Consider the following 17948-nt stretch of genomic DNA (forward strand, 5'->3'; position numbering starts at 1 on the left):
ACTCGGGATCGATGGCGCTACCACACTGACGTTGTCCGATCGAGTGAACCTCTCCATCTCCCCGGCTGGCGGTTCGCCTGAATCAAAGGCGATCATGTTAGACTTTCGCTATCCTCAATATGTCAGCCGGAAATTCCTGTTCTGATGAACTCCTCTGCTTCCCAACGTGAAACCCGTTATTTGCAAGGCCCCGCCGGGCGTCTTCGTCTGACCCTCGATCATCCCGCGAAGCCGCCTTGTGGCGTGGTGCTGGTGGGCCATCCGCAGCCGTTGCTGGGCGGCTCGCCCCGGCATCCGGTGCCGCATGCCCTGGCACGGGCCTTGCGCGATGCCGGCTGGCTGGTGGTGAGGCCGAGTTTTCGCGGTGTCGACGACTCCGAAGGGGAGCATGGTGCCGGCGACGGCGAAGAGCAGGACACCCTGTTGATGATCGCGACCCTGCGCGAGGACTATCCGCGGCTCCCCCTGGCACTGGTGGGGTTTTCTTTCGGCGCTTACGTATTTGCCCGTGCCGCCCGTGCCCTGGAAACGGAACGCCCGGTGGATGCTCTGGTATTGATGGGGCTTCCGGTGGGGCGGGTCCCGGACGGCCGCTATTATCCGCCGCAGCCCATTCCCGGCTCGGCACTGTTGCTGCACGGCGAAAACGACGAACGGGCACCATTGACGGACCTGCTGCAATGGGTTCGCCCACGGCAGCGACCGGTGGTGGTGTTCGCCGGTACTGACCATTTCTTCAAGGGCTGTCTGCCCCGCGCCGCCGCGATGGTGGTCGGGCACCTTGGCGCGATTGCCGCCCGCTGATCCCGCCGATCCATCAAGGAACGTAAAAAGTAGCCGAAACCGCATACGGGTACACTCAGGATGGCCGCGGTCACGAGCATACTGGCGAGCCCGCCTGCCCGGACCGGTGGGTTGCGCCTCATACGCCATTCTTGTGATGGTGGTGGTGAGGTCGAACCGGCGATGAGCAACCGGAAGAAGAGGTAAAACCGGATTATGATCGACGAGTCAGTGAGAGAAGAAATCATGCGCCGCATTCGCGACGCGGAGCAGGAAAATGGGGTCCGTGTGCTGTACGCGGTGGAATCCGGCAGCCGGGCCTGGGGGTTTGCCTCCCCCAACAGCGATTACGATGTGCGCTTTATTTATGTGCACCCTCACGACTGGTATCTCAGCGTGGACCTGGAAGACAAGCGTGATGTCATCGAATACGAGATCGTCGACGACATCGATATCAACGGTTGGGATTTACGCAAGGCACTGAAGCTGTTCTGGAAGTCCAATCCCTCCTTTGTTGAGTGGATGCAGTCCCCCATTGTTTATGTGGATGATCGTGCCTTTTCCGAAGGCGTCCGCTCGCTGATGCCGGGCATATACTCGGTGACCAAAGGCGTGCACCACTATCACGGCATGGCCAAGACCAACTACAAAGGGTATCTGAAAGCCCAGTTGGTGCCGTTGAAAAAGTACTTTTACGTACTCAGGCCGCTCCTGGCGATCCGCTGGCTTGAAACCCATGGAGAACCCGCGCCCATCGAGTTCGAGCGCCTGCGTGAAACCCTCGCGGATGCCCCGGGGGTAAACGATGAAATCAGCAAGTTACTGGAACGCAAGAAGCGCAGTCAGGAAAAGGAATTCGTGCCGGCGATTCCGACCTTGAACCGGTTTATCGAAAAAGAATTGTCACGTTTGGCCAGTTATCAGGAAGACCCCGCCGAGCGCACCGAGGATCTGACCGCCTTGAGCCAGTTCTTTCGTTCGTTTCTGAAGTAGAGAACCAGCATTATTGCATCGTCAATTGCGGCAATTCTGTTAATGTGAAACCCCCGTTGAACTGAAAGCGCGGAAGGTGGAAGCTTCCGCGAGGAGTAAAGTAATGACGATTCTGGTGGTCGGCGCCAACGGGCAGATTGGACGACAGTTCTGCCAATTGGCGAAAGACGCGGCGGTCCCGTTCCAGGCGATGGTGCGGAGCACGGAACAACAAGCCTGGTTCCGGGACCGGGGCATGGACACGGTGCTGGCGGATCTGGAAGGGGCTCTTGATCATGCTTTCGATGGCTGCGACCAAGTGTTGTTCACCGCCGGTTCTGGTCCGCATACCGGGCCGGACAAGACACTGTTGATTGATCTGCACGGCGCCATGCGGGTGGCGGATCTGGCCAAAAGCGAGGGGCTGTCCCGCTATGTCATGGTGAGCGCCCTGCGTGCCGACGATCCGTTGCGGGCACCGGAGAAGTTGCGTCCTTACATGGCGGCGAAAAAGGCGGCGGACGATTACCTCAAGAACCGGGGCGTACCCTACATTATTCTCAAGCCGGGACGCCTCACTGATGACGCGGCCACCGGCAGGGTGGCGACCAGCGTGGAGGAGTCGGGTGACAACAGTGTTTCCCGCGCCAACGTGGCCGCTACCTTGCTGTATCTGTTACGGACCCCTTCCCTGGTGAACCGGGAATTCGGACTGTTGGACGGGACCAGGACGCCGGAGGAGGCTCTGGTGTAAAAGGCGCGACCGGAGACTGAAACGTGGTACCACTGCAGGATCTGATTATTTTCGCTGGCGCGGCGTTGCTGATGGTGGTGACACCGGGCCCCAACATGATCTATTTGGTCTCCCGCTCGATTTGTCAGGGGCGGCGGGCCGGCGTGATTTCCCTGTTGGGGGTGATCGCCGGCTTTCTGGTGCATATGTTGGCGGCGGCGCTGGGGCTGACCGCCTTGTTTCTGGCGGTGCCGTTGGCTTATGAGCTGTTGAAGTGGGCCGGCGCCGCTTATTTACTGTGGCTGGCCTGGCAGGCGGTGAGGCCCGGTGCCCGCTCGCCGTTTGAGCCTCGTGATCTGCCGGCGGATTCCGATGGCAGGCTGTTCCTCATGGGGTTTCTGACTAATGTGCTGAACCCGAAGATAGCGGTCTTTTATTTGTCCATTTTCCCCCAGTTCATAGCCGTGGGGCACGGCTCGGTGTTTCTGCAAAGTATCGCGCTGGGGCTGACGCAGATTCTGGTCAGTTTTTCCGTTAACCTTGCCATCGCGCTGTCCGCCGCCGGTATTTCCGGCTGGTTTGCCCGCAACCCGCCGTGGCTGGCGCTGCAACGCTATCTGATGGGTGGTGTGCTGGCGGGTCTGGCGATCCGGCTGTCACTGGAAGAACGTAAATAACGGGAAGGGTAAAGAGGACGCCATGATTCTGTACGATGACCCGATATCCGGCAACGGTTACAAGATTCGTCTGCTGTTGGCGTTACTGGGGATTCCCTACCAATACGTGCCCGTGGACATCCTGCGCGGCGAATCCCGTACCGCGGAGTTCCTGGCGAAAAACCCCAACGGACGCATTCCGGTGTTGCAGTTGGATGATGGTACTTTCCTGCCGGAGTCCAACGCGGTGTTGTTTTATCTTTCGCAGGGCACGGCCTATTGGCCTGGGGACAAAGTGGAGCAGGCGCAAGTGATGCAATGGCTGTTCTTCGAGCAGTACAGCCATGAACCGAACATCGCCACCGCCCGCTTCTGGCTGGCGATCAAGGGGTTTGACGACACGCCGTTCAATCGCGAGCTGCTGGAACAGAGACACAAAGCGGGTAATGAGGCGTTGGCGGTGATGGACCAGCATTTGAGCACTCGCACGTTCATGGTTGGCGAACGCTACTCGATCGCCGACATCGCCCTCTATGCCTACACGCACGAAGCCCACGAGGGTGGCTTCGATCTGTTCCTGTATCCGCATGTACAGGCCTGGCTGGATCGGGTAAGCGGGCAACCGGGGCACGTGACCACCGAGTGGATCCCAAGCGCGTAGGATAGGGCGAAGCGCACGGTATTCGCTGGCAAGCCAGCTTCCCACAACGGCTCCGTAACGCCCACTGTGGAAAGCTGCCTTGGCAGCGATAGCGATCGGCATGTAAGCGTGCCAGTGCGTTGCGTGTAGATGGACGGTTGCACAACCGCTGATGGTGGATAATGTGGGCGTAAACCTCAGGCTTCGGGTAGAACCCGGATGTCTTCCACCCGCTCTGGATAGAACGCCAGATATTCCTTGATTCGCGCTACCGCCGGGAAAGGCTTCGGATAACTCCATACGGCGTTCTCACCGTGCTCTCCGGGCAGGCTGAAGTAACTCGCTTCGCCTTTGTACGGGCAGTAGGTTTTCAGTGGCGTCGGTGTCAGTAATGACAGGTCGGTATCGGCGCGGGGAATATAGTATACGTCAGGCAGATCGGCTTCGCTCACTGTCAGCGTCGCGCGGCTGTCGGCGACGATGGCGCCATCGGCGATCACCACCACTCGCCCCGGTGTGGGGTGGATGTGAATCGGATGATCGGGACCGGGTTGTTTGATCGGGCGGTCGCTCATGAGGATGACTCCCGCGGATGAAGGGTCAGTGGGTGGTTTCGCCGGCCCCGCCGCGAGCACTCTCGCTGACGGGTTCGCGTGACAGAATGCCTTCCGCGTCCAGGGAGGCGATGGCCACCCGGGTGTCGGAGGGAATGTCACCGCTCAACTGCAGGGCCAGGTAGCGCATGGCGCAGACCCGCAGAAAGGACGTGAAATTTCCCAGATCATGGCCGGCGTCGATGGACTCATGATAGAGCCGGGTGATCATCTGTGGCAGGTTCATGCCGTCCCGCTCGGCCACTTCCTCAAGCACACGCCAGAACGCGTTCTCAATGCGCACGCTGGTGACCATGCCGTCGATGCGGAGGGAGTGGGTACGGCTGACCCAGAGTTGCGGGTCGGCGTTGATGAACAGCTTGCACATGTGAGGTCCCTCGGGCGCCCCCGAACCCGCTGTATGGGTGGGGACGCCCGCACCGGCCCGACTATTGATCGAGCAGCTTGAAGAACTGCGCCAGCCAGGCCGGGTGGGCCGGCCAGGCCGGTGCTGTCACCAGATTACCATCGGTCACCGCGTCGTCAACGTCGATGCCGGCATAGGTCCCCCCGGCCAATTCCACCTCGGGCTGACAAGCCGGGTAGGCGGAGCAGGTGCGCCCTTCCAGCACCCCGGCGGCGGCGAGTAATTGCGCGCCATGGCAGATGGCCGCCACCGGTTTCTTGGTGTCAAAAAAGTGCCGTACCAGATTTTGCACTTCGGCGTTCAGGCGCAGGTATTCCGGCGCCCGGCCACCGGGCACCACCAGGGCGTCGTAGCGGGTGGGATCGATGCCGTCGAAGTCGGCGTTCAGGGCAAAGCGATGCCCCGGCTTTTCTGTGTAAGTCTGGTCCCCTTCGAAATCGTGGATGGCGGTCGCCACGGTGTCGCCGGCCTTCTTGTCCGGGCACACCGCATGGACGGTATGTCCGACGGCCCGCAGCGCCTGGAACGGCACCATGGTTTCGTAGTCCTCGGTGAAGTCACCGGTAATCATCAGAATGGTCTTGGCGCCCATGTCGGCCTCCCGCTGTTGTTGGTATGGACTCGGGAAACGTTAGCAGGGGGCGGTGACATAGAGGTATTACACCGATACTACGTATGATCAGGGCTGTTCAAGAAGCTGTTGCAGTTGGCGGTGAAAGCGCGGGGCGCTGTATTCGAAGGTGCCGAAGGTCAGCGCCTCATTGGCGCCGCTGGCGAGCCCGCTCTGGATCGACTCGGCCAGGTCGTAGTCCTCCGCCAGGGTGCGGCGGTACAGATCCACGTTGGCCTGCCAGTAGTTCCGTGCCTTGTCACTGTCCGGCCCTTGCGGCAGAAGCGTGGTCTCATGAACCCGGGTCAGGCCGGGAGCGAGAGGTTCGAGAGTGCTGAACTGGGTATGGTCCGGCTGCACCAGGAAGGTGGTATTGGGAAAGAAATAGTAGATGATGTTGCCATGGTCCCGTGGTTGGAACCGGTCGCGGGATGGTGGCGAGGCTGGATCGAAATTGGCTTTGAGCAGGAACAGGCGACGATTCAGATCGAACTCGTCGATGATCTGAAGATTGTCGGTAAACATGTGGGCGATGGTATTGCGATGGGCGATTTTGAAGTGATAGGCCTCGAAGGAGCCGTCCACCAGCAATTTCCAGTTTGCTTTCACCAGGTAGGAACGGGAGGCAAAGCCCTGGGGATTTGTCAGGTCCAGGGCTTCCAGTTCCGTCATTAAGGGATCGAGGTACGGATCGATATCCTGGTCGGCGCGGTCCGGATCCAGAATCAACCAGATCATGCCGGCGCGCTCACTTACCGCCAACTGGCGTAACCCTGAGCGTGACCGGTCCAGGCAAGGAAAGCCGAAGTCCCGTGGCAGTCCTTTGAGGTCGCCGTCCGGTTTATAAGTCCAGGCGTGATAAGGGCAAACGAAAGCCCGCGCACCCTGACCGCGCCCGGCGGGCGCCACGCGCGCGCCACGATGGCGGCAAACGTTTAGGAAGGCCCGCACCGTACCGTCGGGTTGGCGCACCAGCAACAACGGGGTGTCATGGCAATCCAGGGACAACCAGTCACCAGCCGCCGCCAGCTCGGATGCGGGCGCCACCGGAATCGGGCGGCGCAGCAACAGGTTCCTCTCCTGTTCGAAATGGTGCTCGGAAAGATAACGCGAAACCGGGACCGAACTGGCCTGCTCATCGCCTTCGGGACGCTCTCCGGTCAGGGCGGTGAGCGCGCGGTCATACAGGTCGCACCGGGTACTTTGTTTCATGATTATTCTTGTGGTGAATTTTCTGGTAACAATTTGACTGAGAATGCCGTAGCCCCCTCGCGGAGTCAATCATTCCCATGAACCCGGTCACAGCCCTGCCTTGAGTACCCGGTGATACTTGAAACGGGCCGGCAAATTGTTGGGGAGCCGCCCCGTTACCTGTGAACAGACTCCAAGGAAATCCATACACAGCGATCCATACTCAAAAAGGAGTACTTCGATATGGATATTGAAGAAGCCCGTCGGGTTGTCTCGGCCCTGGCCAATGGCGTACATCCTGTAACCGGTGAAGTTCTGCCGGAAGAGCACTTGTACAACGAACCTGCCGTTATTCGTTCTCTGTTTACGCTACTGAAAGCCGTGCGGATGCCCAAGCGGGCGCCGCTGAGTCTGGAAGAGCGGCAAAAGGAGAACGTTAAACTCGGCCGCCCCAGAAATGCCGGGCTGCCGTGGACGGAGACGTTGCGGGAGGAGCTGGCGAAGCAGTTTCGTGGCGGCGCCGGCATCACGGATCTGACCGGCCGGTTCGAGCGCACCCGCGGGGCGATCTTGTCCGAGTTGCTTCGCCAGGGACTGATTGAACCGGATCAAAGGCAAGCGGAGATGGAGCCCCGCTAGCGCTGCCGGAGGTGTCTGCCCTCGCGTTTGGGTATACAGTGCGAAAATCGCATTGGCCACGGCCGTTCGTCTATTCCGGAGAATAACGAATGGCCGCGGCAAAACCGGGAGAGCAGAGATGCAATACACGCGACTGGGCCGTACTGGCCTGAAGGTTTCCCGCCTGTGTCTGGGGTGCATGACCTACGGTATTCCTGATCGTGGCAAGCACGCCTGGACCCTTGACGAAGAGCGCAGCCGGCCTTTGATCCGCCAGGCGTTGGAGGCGGGCATCAATTTCCTCGATACCGCCAACGCCTATTCCGATGGCACTTCGGAGGAAATCGTCGGGCGCGCCATTGGTGATTTCGCCCGCCGTGACGAGATCGTACTGGCCACCAAGGTATTCATGCCGATGTCCGGCGATGCCAATGGCGGCGGCCTGTCCCGTAAGGCGATCATGCGGCAAATCGATAATAGCCTGAGACGATTGGGCACCGACTATGTGGATCTCTACCAGATCCATCGCTGGGATTACCACACTCCCATCGAGGAAACCCTGGAAGCGCTGCACGATGTGGTGAAGGCCGGCAAAGCCCGTTATATCGGCGCGTCGTCCATGTACGTCTGGCAATTCGCCAAGGCGGTGTTCACCTCCCGTCAGAACGGTTGGACTGAGTTCGTCAGCATGCAGAACCATTTAAACCTTCTGTACCGGGAGGAAGAACGGGAGATGTTGCCGTTCTGCGCCGACCAGGGCATCGGCGTACTGCCGTGGAGCCCGCTGGCACGAGGGCGTCTGGCGCGGGAGCCGGATCAGGACAGCGATCGGCAGCGTACCGATGAGTTTGGCAAGGGACTGTATGTGCAAATGGCGGAAGCGGACCGGCGAGTGATCGAGGCGGTGGGCCGGGTGGCCACCGCCCGCGGCGTACCGCGTGCGCAGGTGGCGCTGGCCTGGCTGTTGCATCAGTCTCCGGTGACCGCGCCGATTGTCGGTGCCAGTAAGCCGGTGCAATTGGAAGATGCTGTCAGTGCCTTGTCCCTGGAACTGTCCGGGGAAGAGATAGCCGCCTTGGAACAGGCGTACATTCCCCATGATGTGGTGGGATTCAGCTGAGCCTGATGGGCAAAACGCCGCTATAATCGCGGCGCCGATGACGTCATGGAGACAGGGAGGTACGGGCATGCATATCGTATTGGGTTTGTTGGGGACGTTGGTCACGATTCTGTGGCTGCTTTATCGCCTGGCGGAGATGGGCATCGATCTGGGCGGACTGAATCCCTGGGCCTGGCGCCGTCGCCGCCAATGGCGCAGCCGCAGCCAGGGTAACCCGATCTATGCTTTGGAAAGCCCCATGGAGTTGACGGCGCTATTAATGACCGCCGCCGCCAAATTGGATGGCGATATGAGCGGTGATGAAAAGCGGGCCCTGTTGACGTTGTTCCGGGAGACCTTCCACCTGCCCGAGGCCGAGGCCTCGGATCTGTTGGCCGCTTGCGTGCATTTGTTTGGTAAGGGCGAGGAAATCCGGGATAACCTGGCGGCGGTGGTGCGGCCCAGCCTTGAGCGGTTCTCGCCGGAGCAGGCTGAGTCGGCACTGGAACTGGTGGAGCGAATCACCCGGGTGGAGGGAACCCCTTCGCGGCGGCAACAGGATTTGCTCGAACAACTGGTGCCACTACTCCGGCCCGCTTCCCCCAAAAAAGGGCAATGGCGGTAGTCTTCGCGGGTTATGGCCACACACTGACGATCAGCATCAACAGTAGAAGCAGCAGATAAGCCCGGGCGTGCAGCCGGTCATTAATCGCCGGGATACAGTGTTTCGCGAACAGCATTCCGGCGATGCCGGCGATCACCAGGACACCGAGAACCCTGGTGTTGACGTATCCCAGATATTCCGCGCCAAGCGACTGGTCCTGTCCCAGCCACGCGTACATCACGGTGCCGACGATAGCCACCGGCATCGACAGCGGGTTGGCGGCGCTGACGCAGTATTTCATGTCATAGCCATGCCGGCGCAGCAGTGGAACGGTCATGACACTGCCGCCAACACCCAGCAGTGTGGCGATAGTACCGATCAGCGGACCGCCCGCCCAGCGGGTCACCGGGCGTATCCGGCGGGGCTCGGGTTTACCCAGGAACCCCTTGCGCAGCAGAGCATCCAGCAGCGTCCCCGCCAGATAAAGACTGAACAGTATGCGTAATAGTGAATCACCGAGCAGATCGGCCAGACCGGCACCCAGCAGGGCGCCCACGCCGATGGGAAGAAGGAGAGGGGCGAGGATTTCGCTGTGCAGATACCCCCGTCGCCAGTTGGTATAAGTGGCATAGCCGGCGTTCAGGATCATCACCGCCGTGGACGTGGCCACGGCCACGCGCATGCCATGGCCCGCGCCAATGCCGGTGGCGTTGACGAAATGATAGACGAAAGGGACCACCACGAAGCCGCCGCCGAAGCCGAACAGCAAAGTGGTGATACCGGTGGCGAAGCCCGCCACGGCGATGACGATAAAGTAGTCCATGATAGCTGGGCTCCGTTGCGCCCGGATTATTTTCGGGATGGCCAGCATACGTCGCTGGCGTTGAGCGGGTATCATCGATCCTGCCAATCCTGATCGTGTTTCGGCCAGGGTGAGGCAGGATGGGTACAGGGGCTTGGAAGAAGGCGATGCGAAACATCCCTATCGACGACATTGACGATACGCCGCGCCCTTTGGTGGCGATCCGCACGGATTATGCCGATGGGCAGGTGTTGCCCTGGCACCGTCATCGCCGGGTGCAATTGCTCTACGGCGCTACGGGTGTGATGCACGTTGCCACGCGGGCGGGGACCTGGGTGGTGCCGCCTGGACAGGCGGTCTGGATTCCGGCCGAGGAAGCGCACCAAGTGCGCATGCTCGGGGTGAGCACGCACAGCCTTTATCTGGAACCCGGCGCGGTGATCAGACCACCGTCGGTGTGCCAGGTGGTGAAAGTGTCGCCGTTGTTACGTCAACTATTAGCGGAAGCCGTACAGCTGCCTTTGTTGTATGACCTTGACGGTCGTGACGGTACCTTGGCGGAGTTGGTGTTTCATGAGCTGGCACGGCTGTCGTCTTTGCCGTTCCATATTCCGCTGCCGGAAGATGAACGCCTGCAGAAAGTCTGCCGCGCGTTCCTGGACGAGCCGGATATTCACGCCCGTATCGACCACTGGCTGCCGCGTCTGGCGATGAGCGAACGCACCTTCAGCCGCTTATTCAAACAGCAGACAGGCCTGCCGTTTTTGCGTTGGAAACAACAGGCTTGCGTGGTGCTGGCGCTGGAGCGTCTGACGGCCGGGGAATCGATCACTCGCATCGCCCTTGAATATGGCTACGACAGCCCGGCGTCGTTCTCGACCATGTTCCGGCGGCGGCTGGGCCAACCGCCTTCTCGTTATCACCCTGACCGCCGATGGCGTGAGCCGGACTGAGGCGGTCGCCTCACTGGTCTTGCGAAAGACGCCGGGCCGCCCGGCGAGTGGCTTCCCAGCGCGCCGGCATGGCCGCGGCCATGGCGTCATTCACTTTATTCAGTATCGGTGCCGGTGCGGTTTCCGGACGGCCAGCGTTGAAGGGGGGCCGTGGCGCGTATTCCAATCCGAGCTGAATCGACTGTGCGACATCGGTGCCGGCCAGCTCCTTGATTACGGTAAGCGCGAAATCAATACCCGCGGTCACCCCGCCGCCGGTGATCAGATTGCCGTCGCGCACCACCCGCTCCGGATCAGCGATGGCGCCGAGCTCGCCAAGCATGTCCCGCCAGGCCCAATGGCAGGCGGCCCGCTTGCCTTTCAGCAGGCCGGCGGCGCCGAGAATCAGGGATCCGGTGCACACCGATGTCAGATAGCGGGCACTACTGGCCAGCCGTTTGAGTTCCGACAGATAGGTTGGATCCTCCATCACCGCCACACAGCCCACGCCACCCGGTACACACAATACATCACAGTGGGGGATGTCGGTGAGTGCCGCCAGCTCGGCGAAGATCAGGCCGTCGGCGCGCACCGGATCACCGTGCAGGGATGCCACCTGTATATGGGCGCCGGGCAATCGCGCGAAGAACATATGCGGACCGGTGAAATCCAGATGGGTGACGTCATCGTAAACGGCGAACACGATATTCAAAGTTTGCGTCATGGTGGGGCTCCTGCTTGACGCCCCCCAGATTAGGGGGGCAAGGTGATGGCGCCAATGACCTGTTTCCCTCGATTTAAGCCATGCATCGAATTGCCTTCTATGTGTTCCCCGACTTCCAGTTGCTGGACCTCAGTGGTCCGTTGGCGGCCTTTCAGAGGCTGGACCAACTGGCCCCGGAGCAGGCCTATGATTTGCGCGTGCTTTCCCGCCAGGGGGGCGGCGTGCGCAGTACCGCCGGTATCACCATAGACACCTCCAAGCCCGGTCGCGCGGTGGTGGATACCCTGATCGTGGTAGGGGGGCGGGGTGCTCACCAGGTGGCCGGGCAGCATGAGGAAAGAGATACCGTTCGGCGTCTGGCGCGGCGGGCCGATCGGGTCGCCAGTGTCTGTACCGGCGCGGTGATCCTGGCGGCGGCGGGATTGTTGGACGGTCGCCGCGTGACCACGCATTGGCGTTACACCGCTCAATTGCAACGGCGCTATCCGGCATTGAAGGTGGAGGGCGATCGCATCTATATCCGTGATGGCCATATCTGGACTTCCGCTGGCATTACCGCCGGAATCGATCTGGCGCTGGCCATGATCGAACAGGATCTGGGGCTGGAACTGTCACGGGCCGCCGCCCGGGAGTTGGTGGTACATCAGCGGCGCTCCGGCGACCAGTCACAGTTTTCCGAGGCTCTGGCACTGGAACCGGAATCCGATCGCGTCCGCAGGGCGTTGGATTTTGCCCGTGCGCATCTGCACCAACCCTTACCGGTGGAACGTCTGGCCGAAGCCGCCTGTCTGGGGACTCGTCAGTTCAGCCGTTTATTCCGTGCCGAAACCGGGGAGACCCCGGCGCGAGCGGTGGAACGGCTGCGTGTGGAAGCCGCGCGGCACCGGGTGGAAGCCGGCCATGAACCGATCGAGCGGATCGCCATCATGTTCGGGTTCAATGATCCGGAACGCATGCGCCGTGCTTTCGTTCGTCGTTTCGGACATGCCCCACAGGCGTTGCGGCGTCAGGCTCGCCGGGTGTTCCGGCGTTATTGATCCAGATCACTGATCGATCCGGTTTGTCACTGCTCGGCACGGGGGTGGTTCGCTTCTTGATGCCGATCAAAACTAAAAGATTCATCTTAAATGCATATTTAATCCAGACCGCGACGGAGAGCCCGATAGCCAAAGTGAGGGTCGGCCATGAAGTCTGGATTAACATCACATACCGTACTGAAGCAACTCGCCGGGGGGATCGCTCTGGCATTTATCTTGAGTGGCTGTACCACCGGTAAGGCGACAACCGAAGCGCCGCTCCCGGTGGAGCAGGCTCAATTGACGGCACCTCCGCTGGTGCCACCACCGATTTCCCGCAAAGGGCCCGCCAAGGTGGTGGTGGACCTGGAAATGGTGGAACAGGAAATGCGCCTTTCCGATGGTGTCACCTACGAGTTCTGGACGTTCGGTGGCACGGTGCCCGGCAGTTTCATCCGGATCCGTGAAGGTGACACCGTGGAGTTTCATCTCAAGAACCGCCATGACTCCCACGTGGCGCACAACATTGATCTGCACGCGGTCACCGGAACCGGCGGTGGCGCGGAAGCCACCTTCACTCTGCCGGGGCATAAAACGCAGTTCACCTTCAAAGCTCTGAACCCCGGTCTGTACGTCTATCACTGCGCCATGGCACCGGTGGGGATGCATATCGCCAACGGCATGTACGGCCTGATTCTGGTGGAACCGGAGGAGGGACTGCCACCGGTGGATCGCGAGTACTACGTCATGCAAGGTGACTTCTATACCGAGGGGGGCTATGGGGAGCCGGGCCTGCAACCATTCAGCCTGGAAAAGGCGGTGGATGAGCACCCTACCTATGTGGTCTTCAATGGCAGTGAAGGAGCCTTGACCGGAGATGGAGCGCTCACCGCAGACGCCGGCGATAAGGTCCGTCTGTTCGTCGGCAACGGTGGTCCCAACCTGGTATCCAGCTTTCACGTGATTGGCGAGATCTTCGATCGCGTCTTCTACGAAGGGGGCAGCAAGTACCAGGAGAATGTGCAAACCACGCTGATCCCGGCTGGCGGCGCCGCCATGGTCGAGTTCACCACGGACGTTCCCGGCAACTTCATACTGGTCGATCACAGCATCTTCCGTACTTTCAACAAAGGCGCGCTCGGCATTCTCAGCGTGGACGGCGAGGTGAAACCGGAGATCTACACCGGCCAGCAGTTCAACGGGGAATACCCGGAAGCCGAAGCGGGAGATCAATGATGAAACGGAGGGGGCTCTGGATGCCACTGTTATGCATGCTGAGCGCGGCGGTGGTGGCGGACGATTATGTGTCGCTGGCTGGTGGCCCCTTCCACTCCAGCTTACGGTTTGGCAATGGCGATAAGGCGGTCTTTGTCGCGGGTTATCAGTTGATGTCCCGACCGGTGCGCGAAGCGGAGTTTCTGGCTTTTGTCGAGACCCATCCGCAATGGCGTCGGGATCGGATTCCCGCCCTGTTCGCCGATGCTGGTTATCTGGCCCATTGGCCGGGGCCGCTGACACCGCGCTCGGAGGCCCTGGATTTCCCGGTAACCCGGGTGAGCTGGTTCGCCGCGGACGCCTACTGCCGGGCCCAGGGCGCGCGCCTGCCGAGCTGGCTGGAGTGGGAGTTCGCCGCCGCCGCCGATGACCGCCAGACTGATGCCCGTGACGATGCTCACCGTCGCCAGCGGGTTCTGACCGGGGGCACCCCTGGAGCCTACCGTGCTGCTGGAGAGAGCGAACCCAATGTGTATGGCGTGCATGACCTGCATGGGCTGGTCTGGGAATGGCCCTGGGATCACGCCAGCCTGATGGCCGCCGCCGATAGCCGTAACGTCGATACCGAAAACCCGCTGCGCTACTGCGGTGGCAGCGCGCTGGCATTCAGTGACCGCCGCGACTATGCGGTGATCAAAAGGGTGGCCTTGCTGTCAGCGCTGTCCGCCCGTACCACTTTATCCAACCTCGGCTTTCGTTGCGCCAAGGAGCTTCCATGAAAGCGAATCGCCAAGAAAAGGTCCAATACCTCAAGCCCTGGGACTGTCTTAGTGTGCTGGTGCCCCTGCTGGTGTTGGCGATACTGGTCCCTCAGTCCGTATGGGGTGAACGGCGCCTGCCCAGCGACTCCGTCTACGCACTCTCGGCCACGGTGGAAAACGAGCAAGGAGAAACGTTGCAATGGCAGGACCTGCGTGGCCAGCCCCGTCTGGTTTCGATGGTCTATACCCGCTGCCGCATGAGTTGTCCGTTGATCATTCACCAGGGAATGAGTGTGCAGCAGAGGCTCCTGGAAGAGGGCAAGGCGGTTCCCCGGTTACTGGTGATCTCCATGGATCCCGTTCATGACACTCCCGAGGTGCTGGCGGCGACCATGGCCCGTTATCGGCTGTCGCCGGAGCGGGCTACGTTCTTGCGGCCCCGGGACCACCAGGAAAGAACCCTGGCCGCGCTGTTGGATATCCGTTTCCGCCCACGTGATGACGGCGGCTTCGATCATACCAATGTCTGGTTGCTGCTGGACGCCGAGGGTCGCGTCGTGGCGCGCACCGAGAAGATGACCGGCGCTCCGGACCCGTCCTTCGTCCGTCAGGTCGAGGCGCTCATGGCATCCCATTCCTCTCAAGGAGATTACTGATGAATATCGCCACTTACGCCACCGCGGGCATGCTGATCTGGGGGCTCTCGGCTCTGGCACAGGCCGCCGATAACTGTCAGGTTACCCTGCGGGGTGATGACAACATGCGCTTTGACCTCTCCCGGCTTACGGTATCCTCCCGGTGCGAAGCCGTCACCATTGAACTGGCGCACACCGGCAAACTCGGTGCCAACGTCATGGGCCACAATGTGGTGGTGACATTGACCAGAGACTTCAAGGACGTGGCCACGGCGGGAACAAAGGCGGGACCGGAGAACGGTTACGTGCCGCCTGATGATGACCGAGTCATCGGCGCCAGTGACATGATCGGTGGCGGACAGTCCACCTCTCTGACCATCCCCGTGAATCATCTGCAAGCGGGTGAGGATTACACCTTCTTCTGCAGCTTCCCCGGTCACTGGACGATGATGAAAGGGAAGCTGTTGGTGAATTAACCGAGGCTCTGGAATTCAAGTCCAATGCTGATACCCTGAAACGTCATGACGGACTCGACCCGGCATCTCTCTCTACGAAGCCGTGGGCTTTACAGAAGGAGATCCCGGGTCAAGCCCGGGATGACGTATAGGTCAAGCCTGGGATGCAGGGTATTTTTCGGAGATTCCCTAAGCGAGCGGGCGGTTAAAGAGGTGATCAGGGATGAAAACGCTCTTCGAGAGAATAGTAGATGGGGTTGGTTTGTTGACGCTGTTCGGTGCCGGCTTGTTGTTTCTGGCAGTCGGGTATTTGTTGGCGACCGTTGCTCTGATGGGCGGTATAAAAGTCCTGATAGGATTCCTGGTCCTGGCGGCGTTGGTTGGATTGATGGAAGCCGGCGTGGCCGCGATTCTCATGCTTCCATATCGATTGTGGGTCCGTATCTTCGGTAACAGGACCGAGCCCGCTGCCCCCGTTTCCGACGAAGGCAAGGCCCAAGGTCGCAGGGTGGGGCGGTATGCCTTATGCCTGCTGGTTTTGGGCGCTATGATTGGCGTCGGCCAGAATTTTGTCGAAAAAGTCAGCTGACATGGAGGCAAAATTGGATTGGCTTTCCGATACCGATATCATCACCGAAGAACGGTATGCCTGTATCGTGCGGGAGACCGATTGTGGCCGTTGGCTATAGCGTCGAATCCCCCACCGAAGCACTGACGCTATGGGGGCGCGATAGCGCTTTTAATGTTCAGAAAGTGCTCTGGTTGCTGGATGAGTTGGAGCTGGAGTACCGGCACATCAACCTGGGCGGCGACCACGGTGGTTTGGACGATCCTGAATTCCTGGCCATGAATCCTCACGGGCGAGTGCCGGTGCTGCGTGATGGTAGTACAGTGATTTGGGAGTCCCACGCGATTCTCCGCTATCTGGCCGCACGCTATGGAGGGGAGTTCTGGTGGCCTTCATCACTGGCCGAGCGTGCCTGCCGAGATGGTTGGATGGATTGGGCGCAGACCGCTCTGCAGCCGGCCTTCATGGCACTGTTCTGGAGTTACTTTCGAACGCCTCAGTCGCAGCATGATCCTGATACGATCGGGCAGGCCCGGGAAGCCTGCGAGACATACTTCCGTTTGCTCAATCAGGAATTGATGTCGCGGCCTTATTTGGGGGGCGATCGGATTTCCCTGGCGGATATTCCGGCCGGTACCGTGCTCTACCGGTACTTTGAAATGGGGTTACCGGTAGCGCGGGGGCCAGCGGTGATGGCCTGGTATCAGCGACTGGCTGATCGGGAACCCTATCGTCAGCGGATTCAGGTGTGTTTCGAACCGCTTCGCGGTAAATTGACGTACTGACGTAATTCCGTGCTAGAGCATCGAAGCACTCCGTATTGGCAAAGACTCCCATGAAAGAACGTGATGAAGAAGGTATGGACGCCTATCTGGCGGCGACGGATGTGGTGGATTGGCATCACCCTGATGTCCGTGCCCTGGCCCGGGAGTTGGCGGCGGAGCAGGATTCCCATGAGGCGGTGGCCCATCGCTGTTTTCTCTGGGTGAGGGATGAGGTTCGGCACTCCATGGATTATCGGCTCTCTCCGGTTCCTTGTACGGCCTCGGAGGTACTGCGTGAGCGCAGTGGTTTCTGTTACGCCAAAAGTCACTTGCTTGCCGCGCTGCTCAGAGCGAACGGCATTCCAACGGCATTTTGCTACCAACGGCTCAGCCGGGATGATAATGGTGAGCCGTATTGTCTGCACGGGCTGAACGCGGTCCGTTTACCCGGCCAGACTTGGTATCGGATTGACGCCCGTGGTAACCGGGCGGGCATTGACGCTCGTTTTGAGCCGCCAATCGAGCATTTGGCGTACGCGGCGACGCTGCCGGGGGAGAAGGACATTCCCGGCCGGTTCGCCGAACCTTTACCGGAAGTGGTCTCCGCGTTGAACGCCTATGAGGATGCGCGGGCATTGCATTTGAATCTGCCGGATCGGGAATAGTCCATGTTGAGAAGGGAGTGTATGGCGCGGCGCGTGATGATGTTGACCGTGCTGGCATTGCTGCAGGGCTGTGTCGGCGGTTGGGTGATCAGCAATCCGGAAACCGATTATGCGGTGGATTCCGTCGTGCTGCGCGGAAAGGGGTATCTGGCCTCGTCCATGGAGGCCAGCAATTGGCATCTTGATGAGGTGCTGCGCGTTTGGGGAGCGCCGGATCGGCGCCGCGACGAGGGGCGGAGAACAGTCCTGTATTATCGCTCCGGACTCGCCTGGTCCGGTGTCGTGCCATGGGTATTGATCCCGATCCCATTGGTGGTCCCGGTTGGAACCAACCAGGCGGTGTTGGTGTTCGAGGACGAGCGACTGGTTTCCGCCAGCGCGGAGGATCGCGATGGCGCTGGCGGGCTTTGCGGACTTTTCATGAATGACTCGGATTCTTCCCTGACTCCCATGTGCGTCTCCCTGTGACGACGCCGGCCTTCGTC

Annotated in this window: 24 protein-coding genes; 18 read left to right on the forward strand and 6 right to left on the reverse strand. The window is 60.5% G+C overall.

The window, feature by feature from the left end; all coding sequences use genetic code 11:
- Positions 1 to 144 precede the first annotated feature (144 nt).
- From E0L37_RS03585 to E0L37_RS03605, 5 genes are all read left to right on the forward strand, one after another.
- The gene (locus E0L37_RS03585) at positions 145 to 804 is read left to right on the forward strand and encodes an alpha/beta hydrolase (protein ID WP_133490424.1); all 660 of its coding nucleotides are present in this window, start codon (positions 145 to 147) and stop codon (positions 802 to 804) included.
- A gap of 195 nt (positions 805 to 999) precedes the next feature.
- A complete protein-coding gene (locus E0L37_RS03590; RefSeq protein ID WP_133490425.1) occupies positions 1000 to 1776 on the forward strand; it encodes a nucleotidyltransferase domain-containing protein in 777 nt (258 codons plus the stop codon).
- 103 nt (positions 1777 to 1879) lie between these two features.
- Positions 1880 to 2509: an SDR family oxidoreductase gene (locus tag E0L37_RS03595; RefSeq protein ID WP_133490426.1), complete on the forward strand. Its 630-nt coding sequence runs from the start codon at positions 1880 to 1882 to the stop codon at positions 2507 to 2509.
- Positions 2510 to 2532: 23 nt separating this feature from the next.
- Entirely contained in the window at positions 2533 to 3165 is a 633-nt protein-coding gene (locus E0L37_RS03600) for a LysE family translocator (RefSeq protein WP_133490427.1), read from the forward strand.
- Between the two features lie 22 nt (positions 3166 to 3187).
- Complete coding sequence (locus tag E0L37_RS03605) at positions 3188 to 3805, forward strand: glutathione S-transferase family protein (RefSeq protein WP_133490428.1); 618 nt, start codon at positions 3188 to 3190, stop codon at positions 3803 to 3805.
- A 176-nt stretch (positions 3806 to 3981) separates the two neighbouring features.
- Here the strand turns inward: E0L37_RS03605 and E0L37_RS03610 are convergent, their stop codons facing one another.
- The 4 genes from E0L37_RS03610 to E0L37_RS03625 form a co-directional block, all read right to left on the reverse strand.
- Positions 3982 to 4359: a DUF427 domain-containing protein gene (locus E0L37_RS03610; RefSeq protein ID WP_133490429.1), complete on the reverse strand. Its 378-nt coding sequence runs from the start codon at positions 4357 to 4359 to the stop codon at positions 3982 to 3984.
- 25 nt (positions 4360 to 4384) lie between these two features.
- Positions 4385 to 4765: a ribbon-helix-helix domain-containing protein gene (locus E0L37_RS03615; protein WP_133490430.1), complete on the reverse strand. Its 381-nt coding sequence runs from the start codon at positions 4763 to 4765 to the stop codon at positions 4385 to 4387.
- Between the two features lie 61 nt (positions 4766 to 4826).
- Positions 4827 to 5396: a DJ-1/PfpI family protein gene (locus E0L37_RS03620; protein ID WP_133490431.1), complete on the reverse strand. Its 570-nt coding sequence runs from the start codon at positions 5394 to 5396 to the stop codon at positions 4827 to 4829.
- Between the two features lie 87 nt (positions 5397 to 5483).
- Positions 5484 to 6626 carry an aromatic ring-hydroxylating dioxygenase subunit alpha gene (locus tag E0L37_RS03625; RefSeq protein ID WP_133490432.1) on the reverse strand — a complete coding sequence of 381 codons (1143 nt, stop codon included), beginning with the start codon at positions 6624 to 6626 and terminating at the stop codon, positions 5484 to 5486.
- A 222-nt stretch (positions 6627 to 6848) separates the two neighbouring features.
- Between E0L37_RS03625 and E0L37_RS03630 the strand changes: the two genes are divergently transcribed.
- The 3 genes from E0L37_RS03630 (at position 6849) to E0L37_RS03640 (ending at position 8947) form a co-directional block, all read left to right on the forward strand.
- A complete protein-coding gene (locus tag E0L37_RS03630; RefSeq protein WP_133490433.1) occupies positions 6849 to 7244 on the forward strand; it encodes a hypothetical protein in 396 nt (131 codons plus the stop codon).
- 118 nt (positions 7245 to 7362) lie between these two features.
- Entirely contained in the window at positions 7363 to 8343 is a 981-nt protein-coding gene (locus E0L37_RS03635; RefSeq protein WP_133490434.1) for an aldo/keto reductase, read from the forward strand.
- 67 nt (positions 8344 to 8410) lie between these two features.
- Positions 8411 to 8947: a TerB family tellurite resistance protein gene (locus E0L37_RS03640; protein WP_159660598.1), complete on the forward strand. Its 537-nt coding sequence runs from the start codon at positions 8411 to 8413 to the stop codon at positions 8945 to 8947.
- Between the two features lie 10 nt (positions 8948 to 8957).
- Here E0L37_RS03640 and E0L37_RS03645 read toward each other — a convergent pair whose 3' ends face one another.
- Positions 8958 to 9749, reverse strand: coding sequence for a sulfite exporter TauE/SafE family protein (locus E0L37_RS03645; RefSeq protein ID WP_133490436.1), 792 nt, complete (start codon positions 9747 to 9749; stop codon positions 8958 to 8960).
- Positions 9750 to 9895: 146 nt separating this feature from the next.
- Here E0L37_RS03645 and E0L37_RS03650 point away from each other — a divergent pair, with 146 nt between their 5' ends.
- Complete coding sequence (locus E0L37_RS03650) at positions 9896 to 10681, forward strand: helix-turn-helix domain-containing protein (protein WP_133490437.1); 786 nt, start codon at positions 9896 to 9898, stop codon at positions 10679 to 10681.
- Positions 10682 to 10691: 10 nt separating this feature from the next.
- Here E0L37_RS03650 and E0L37_RS03655 read toward each other — a convergent pair whose 3' ends face one another.
- Positions 10692 to 11384 (reverse strand): DJ-1/PfpI family protein, encoded by a 693-nt coding sequence (locus tag E0L37_RS03655; protein WP_133490438.1) that lies wholly within the window; start codon positions 11382 to 11384, stop codon positions 10692 to 10694.
- 80 nt (positions 11385 to 11464) lie between these two features.
- Here E0L37_RS03655 and E0L37_RS03660 point away from each other — a divergent pair, with 80 nt between their 5' ends.
- From E0L37_RS03660 to E0L37_RS03700, 9 genes are all read left to right on the forward strand, one after another.
- The gene (locus E0L37_RS03660; protein ID WP_133490439.1) at positions 11465 to 12421 is read left to right on the forward strand and encodes a GlxA family transcriptional regulator; all 957 of its coding nucleotides are present in this window, start codon (positions 11465 to 11467) and stop codon (positions 12419 to 12421) included.
- A 147-nt stretch (positions 12422 to 12568) separates the two neighbouring features.
- Positions 12569 to 13636, forward strand: a complete 1068-nt coding sequence (nirK, locus tag E0L37_RS03665) for a copper-containing nitrite reductase (RefSeq protein WP_205655575.1) — start codon at positions 12569 to 12571, stop codon at positions 13634 to 13636.
- The gene (locus tag E0L37_RS03670; protein ID WP_133490440.1) at positions 13633 to 14394 is read left to right on the forward strand and encodes a formylglycine-generating enzyme family protein; all 762 of its coding nucleotides are present in this window, start codon (positions 13633 to 13635) and stop codon (positions 14392 to 14394) included. The genes nirK and E0L37_RS03670 overlap by 4 nt, the downstream gene beginning before the upstream one ends.
- Positions 14391 to 15032, forward strand: coding sequence for an SCO family protein (locus tag E0L37_RS03675; protein WP_133490441.1), 642 nt, complete (start codon positions 14391 to 14393; stop codon positions 15030 to 15032). The genes E0L37_RS03670 and E0L37_RS03675 overlap by 4 nt, the downstream gene beginning before the upstream one ends.
- On the forward strand, positions 15032 to 15487 hold the full coding sequence (azu, locus tag E0L37_RS03680) for an azurin (protein ID WP_133490442.1): 456 nt from the start codon (positions 15032 to 15034) through the stop codon (positions 15485 to 15487). The genes E0L37_RS03675 and azu overlap by 1 nt, the downstream gene beginning before the upstream one ends.
- A gap of 202 nt (positions 15488 to 15689) precedes the next feature.
- Positions 15690 to 16055 carry a hypothetical protein gene (locus E0L37_RS03685; RefSeq protein WP_133490443.1) on the forward strand — a complete coding sequence of 122 codons (366 nt, stop codon included), beginning with the start codon at positions 15690 to 15692 and terminating at the stop codon, positions 16053 to 16055.
- Positions 16056 to 16138: 83 nt separating this feature from the next.
- Positions 16139 to 16819 (forward strand): glutathione S-transferase family protein, encoded by a 681-nt coding sequence (locus tag E0L37_RS03690; protein WP_201303860.1) that lies wholly within the window; start codon positions 16139 to 16141, stop codon positions 16817 to 16819.
- Positions 16820 to 16869: 50 nt separating this feature from the next.
- The gene (locus tag E0L37_RS03695) at positions 16870 to 17463 is read left to right on the forward strand and encodes a transglutaminase family protein (RefSeq protein ID WP_236564187.1); all 594 of its coding nucleotides are present in this window, start codon (positions 16870 to 16872) and stop codon (positions 17461 to 17463) included.
- Positions 17464 to 17484: 21 nt separating this feature from the next.
- Entirely contained in the window at positions 17485 to 17931 is a 447-nt protein-coding gene (locus tag E0L37_RS03700; RefSeq protein WP_133490445.1) for a hypothetical protein, read from the forward strand.
- Positions 17932 to 17948 lie beyond the last annotated feature (17 nt).

Source organism: Alcanivorax sp. 24 (genome assembly GCF_004360225.1).
Lineage (GTDB): Bacteria > Pseudomonadota > Gammaproteobacteria > Pseudomonadales > Alcanivoracaceae > Alloalcanivorax > Alloalcanivorax xiamenensis.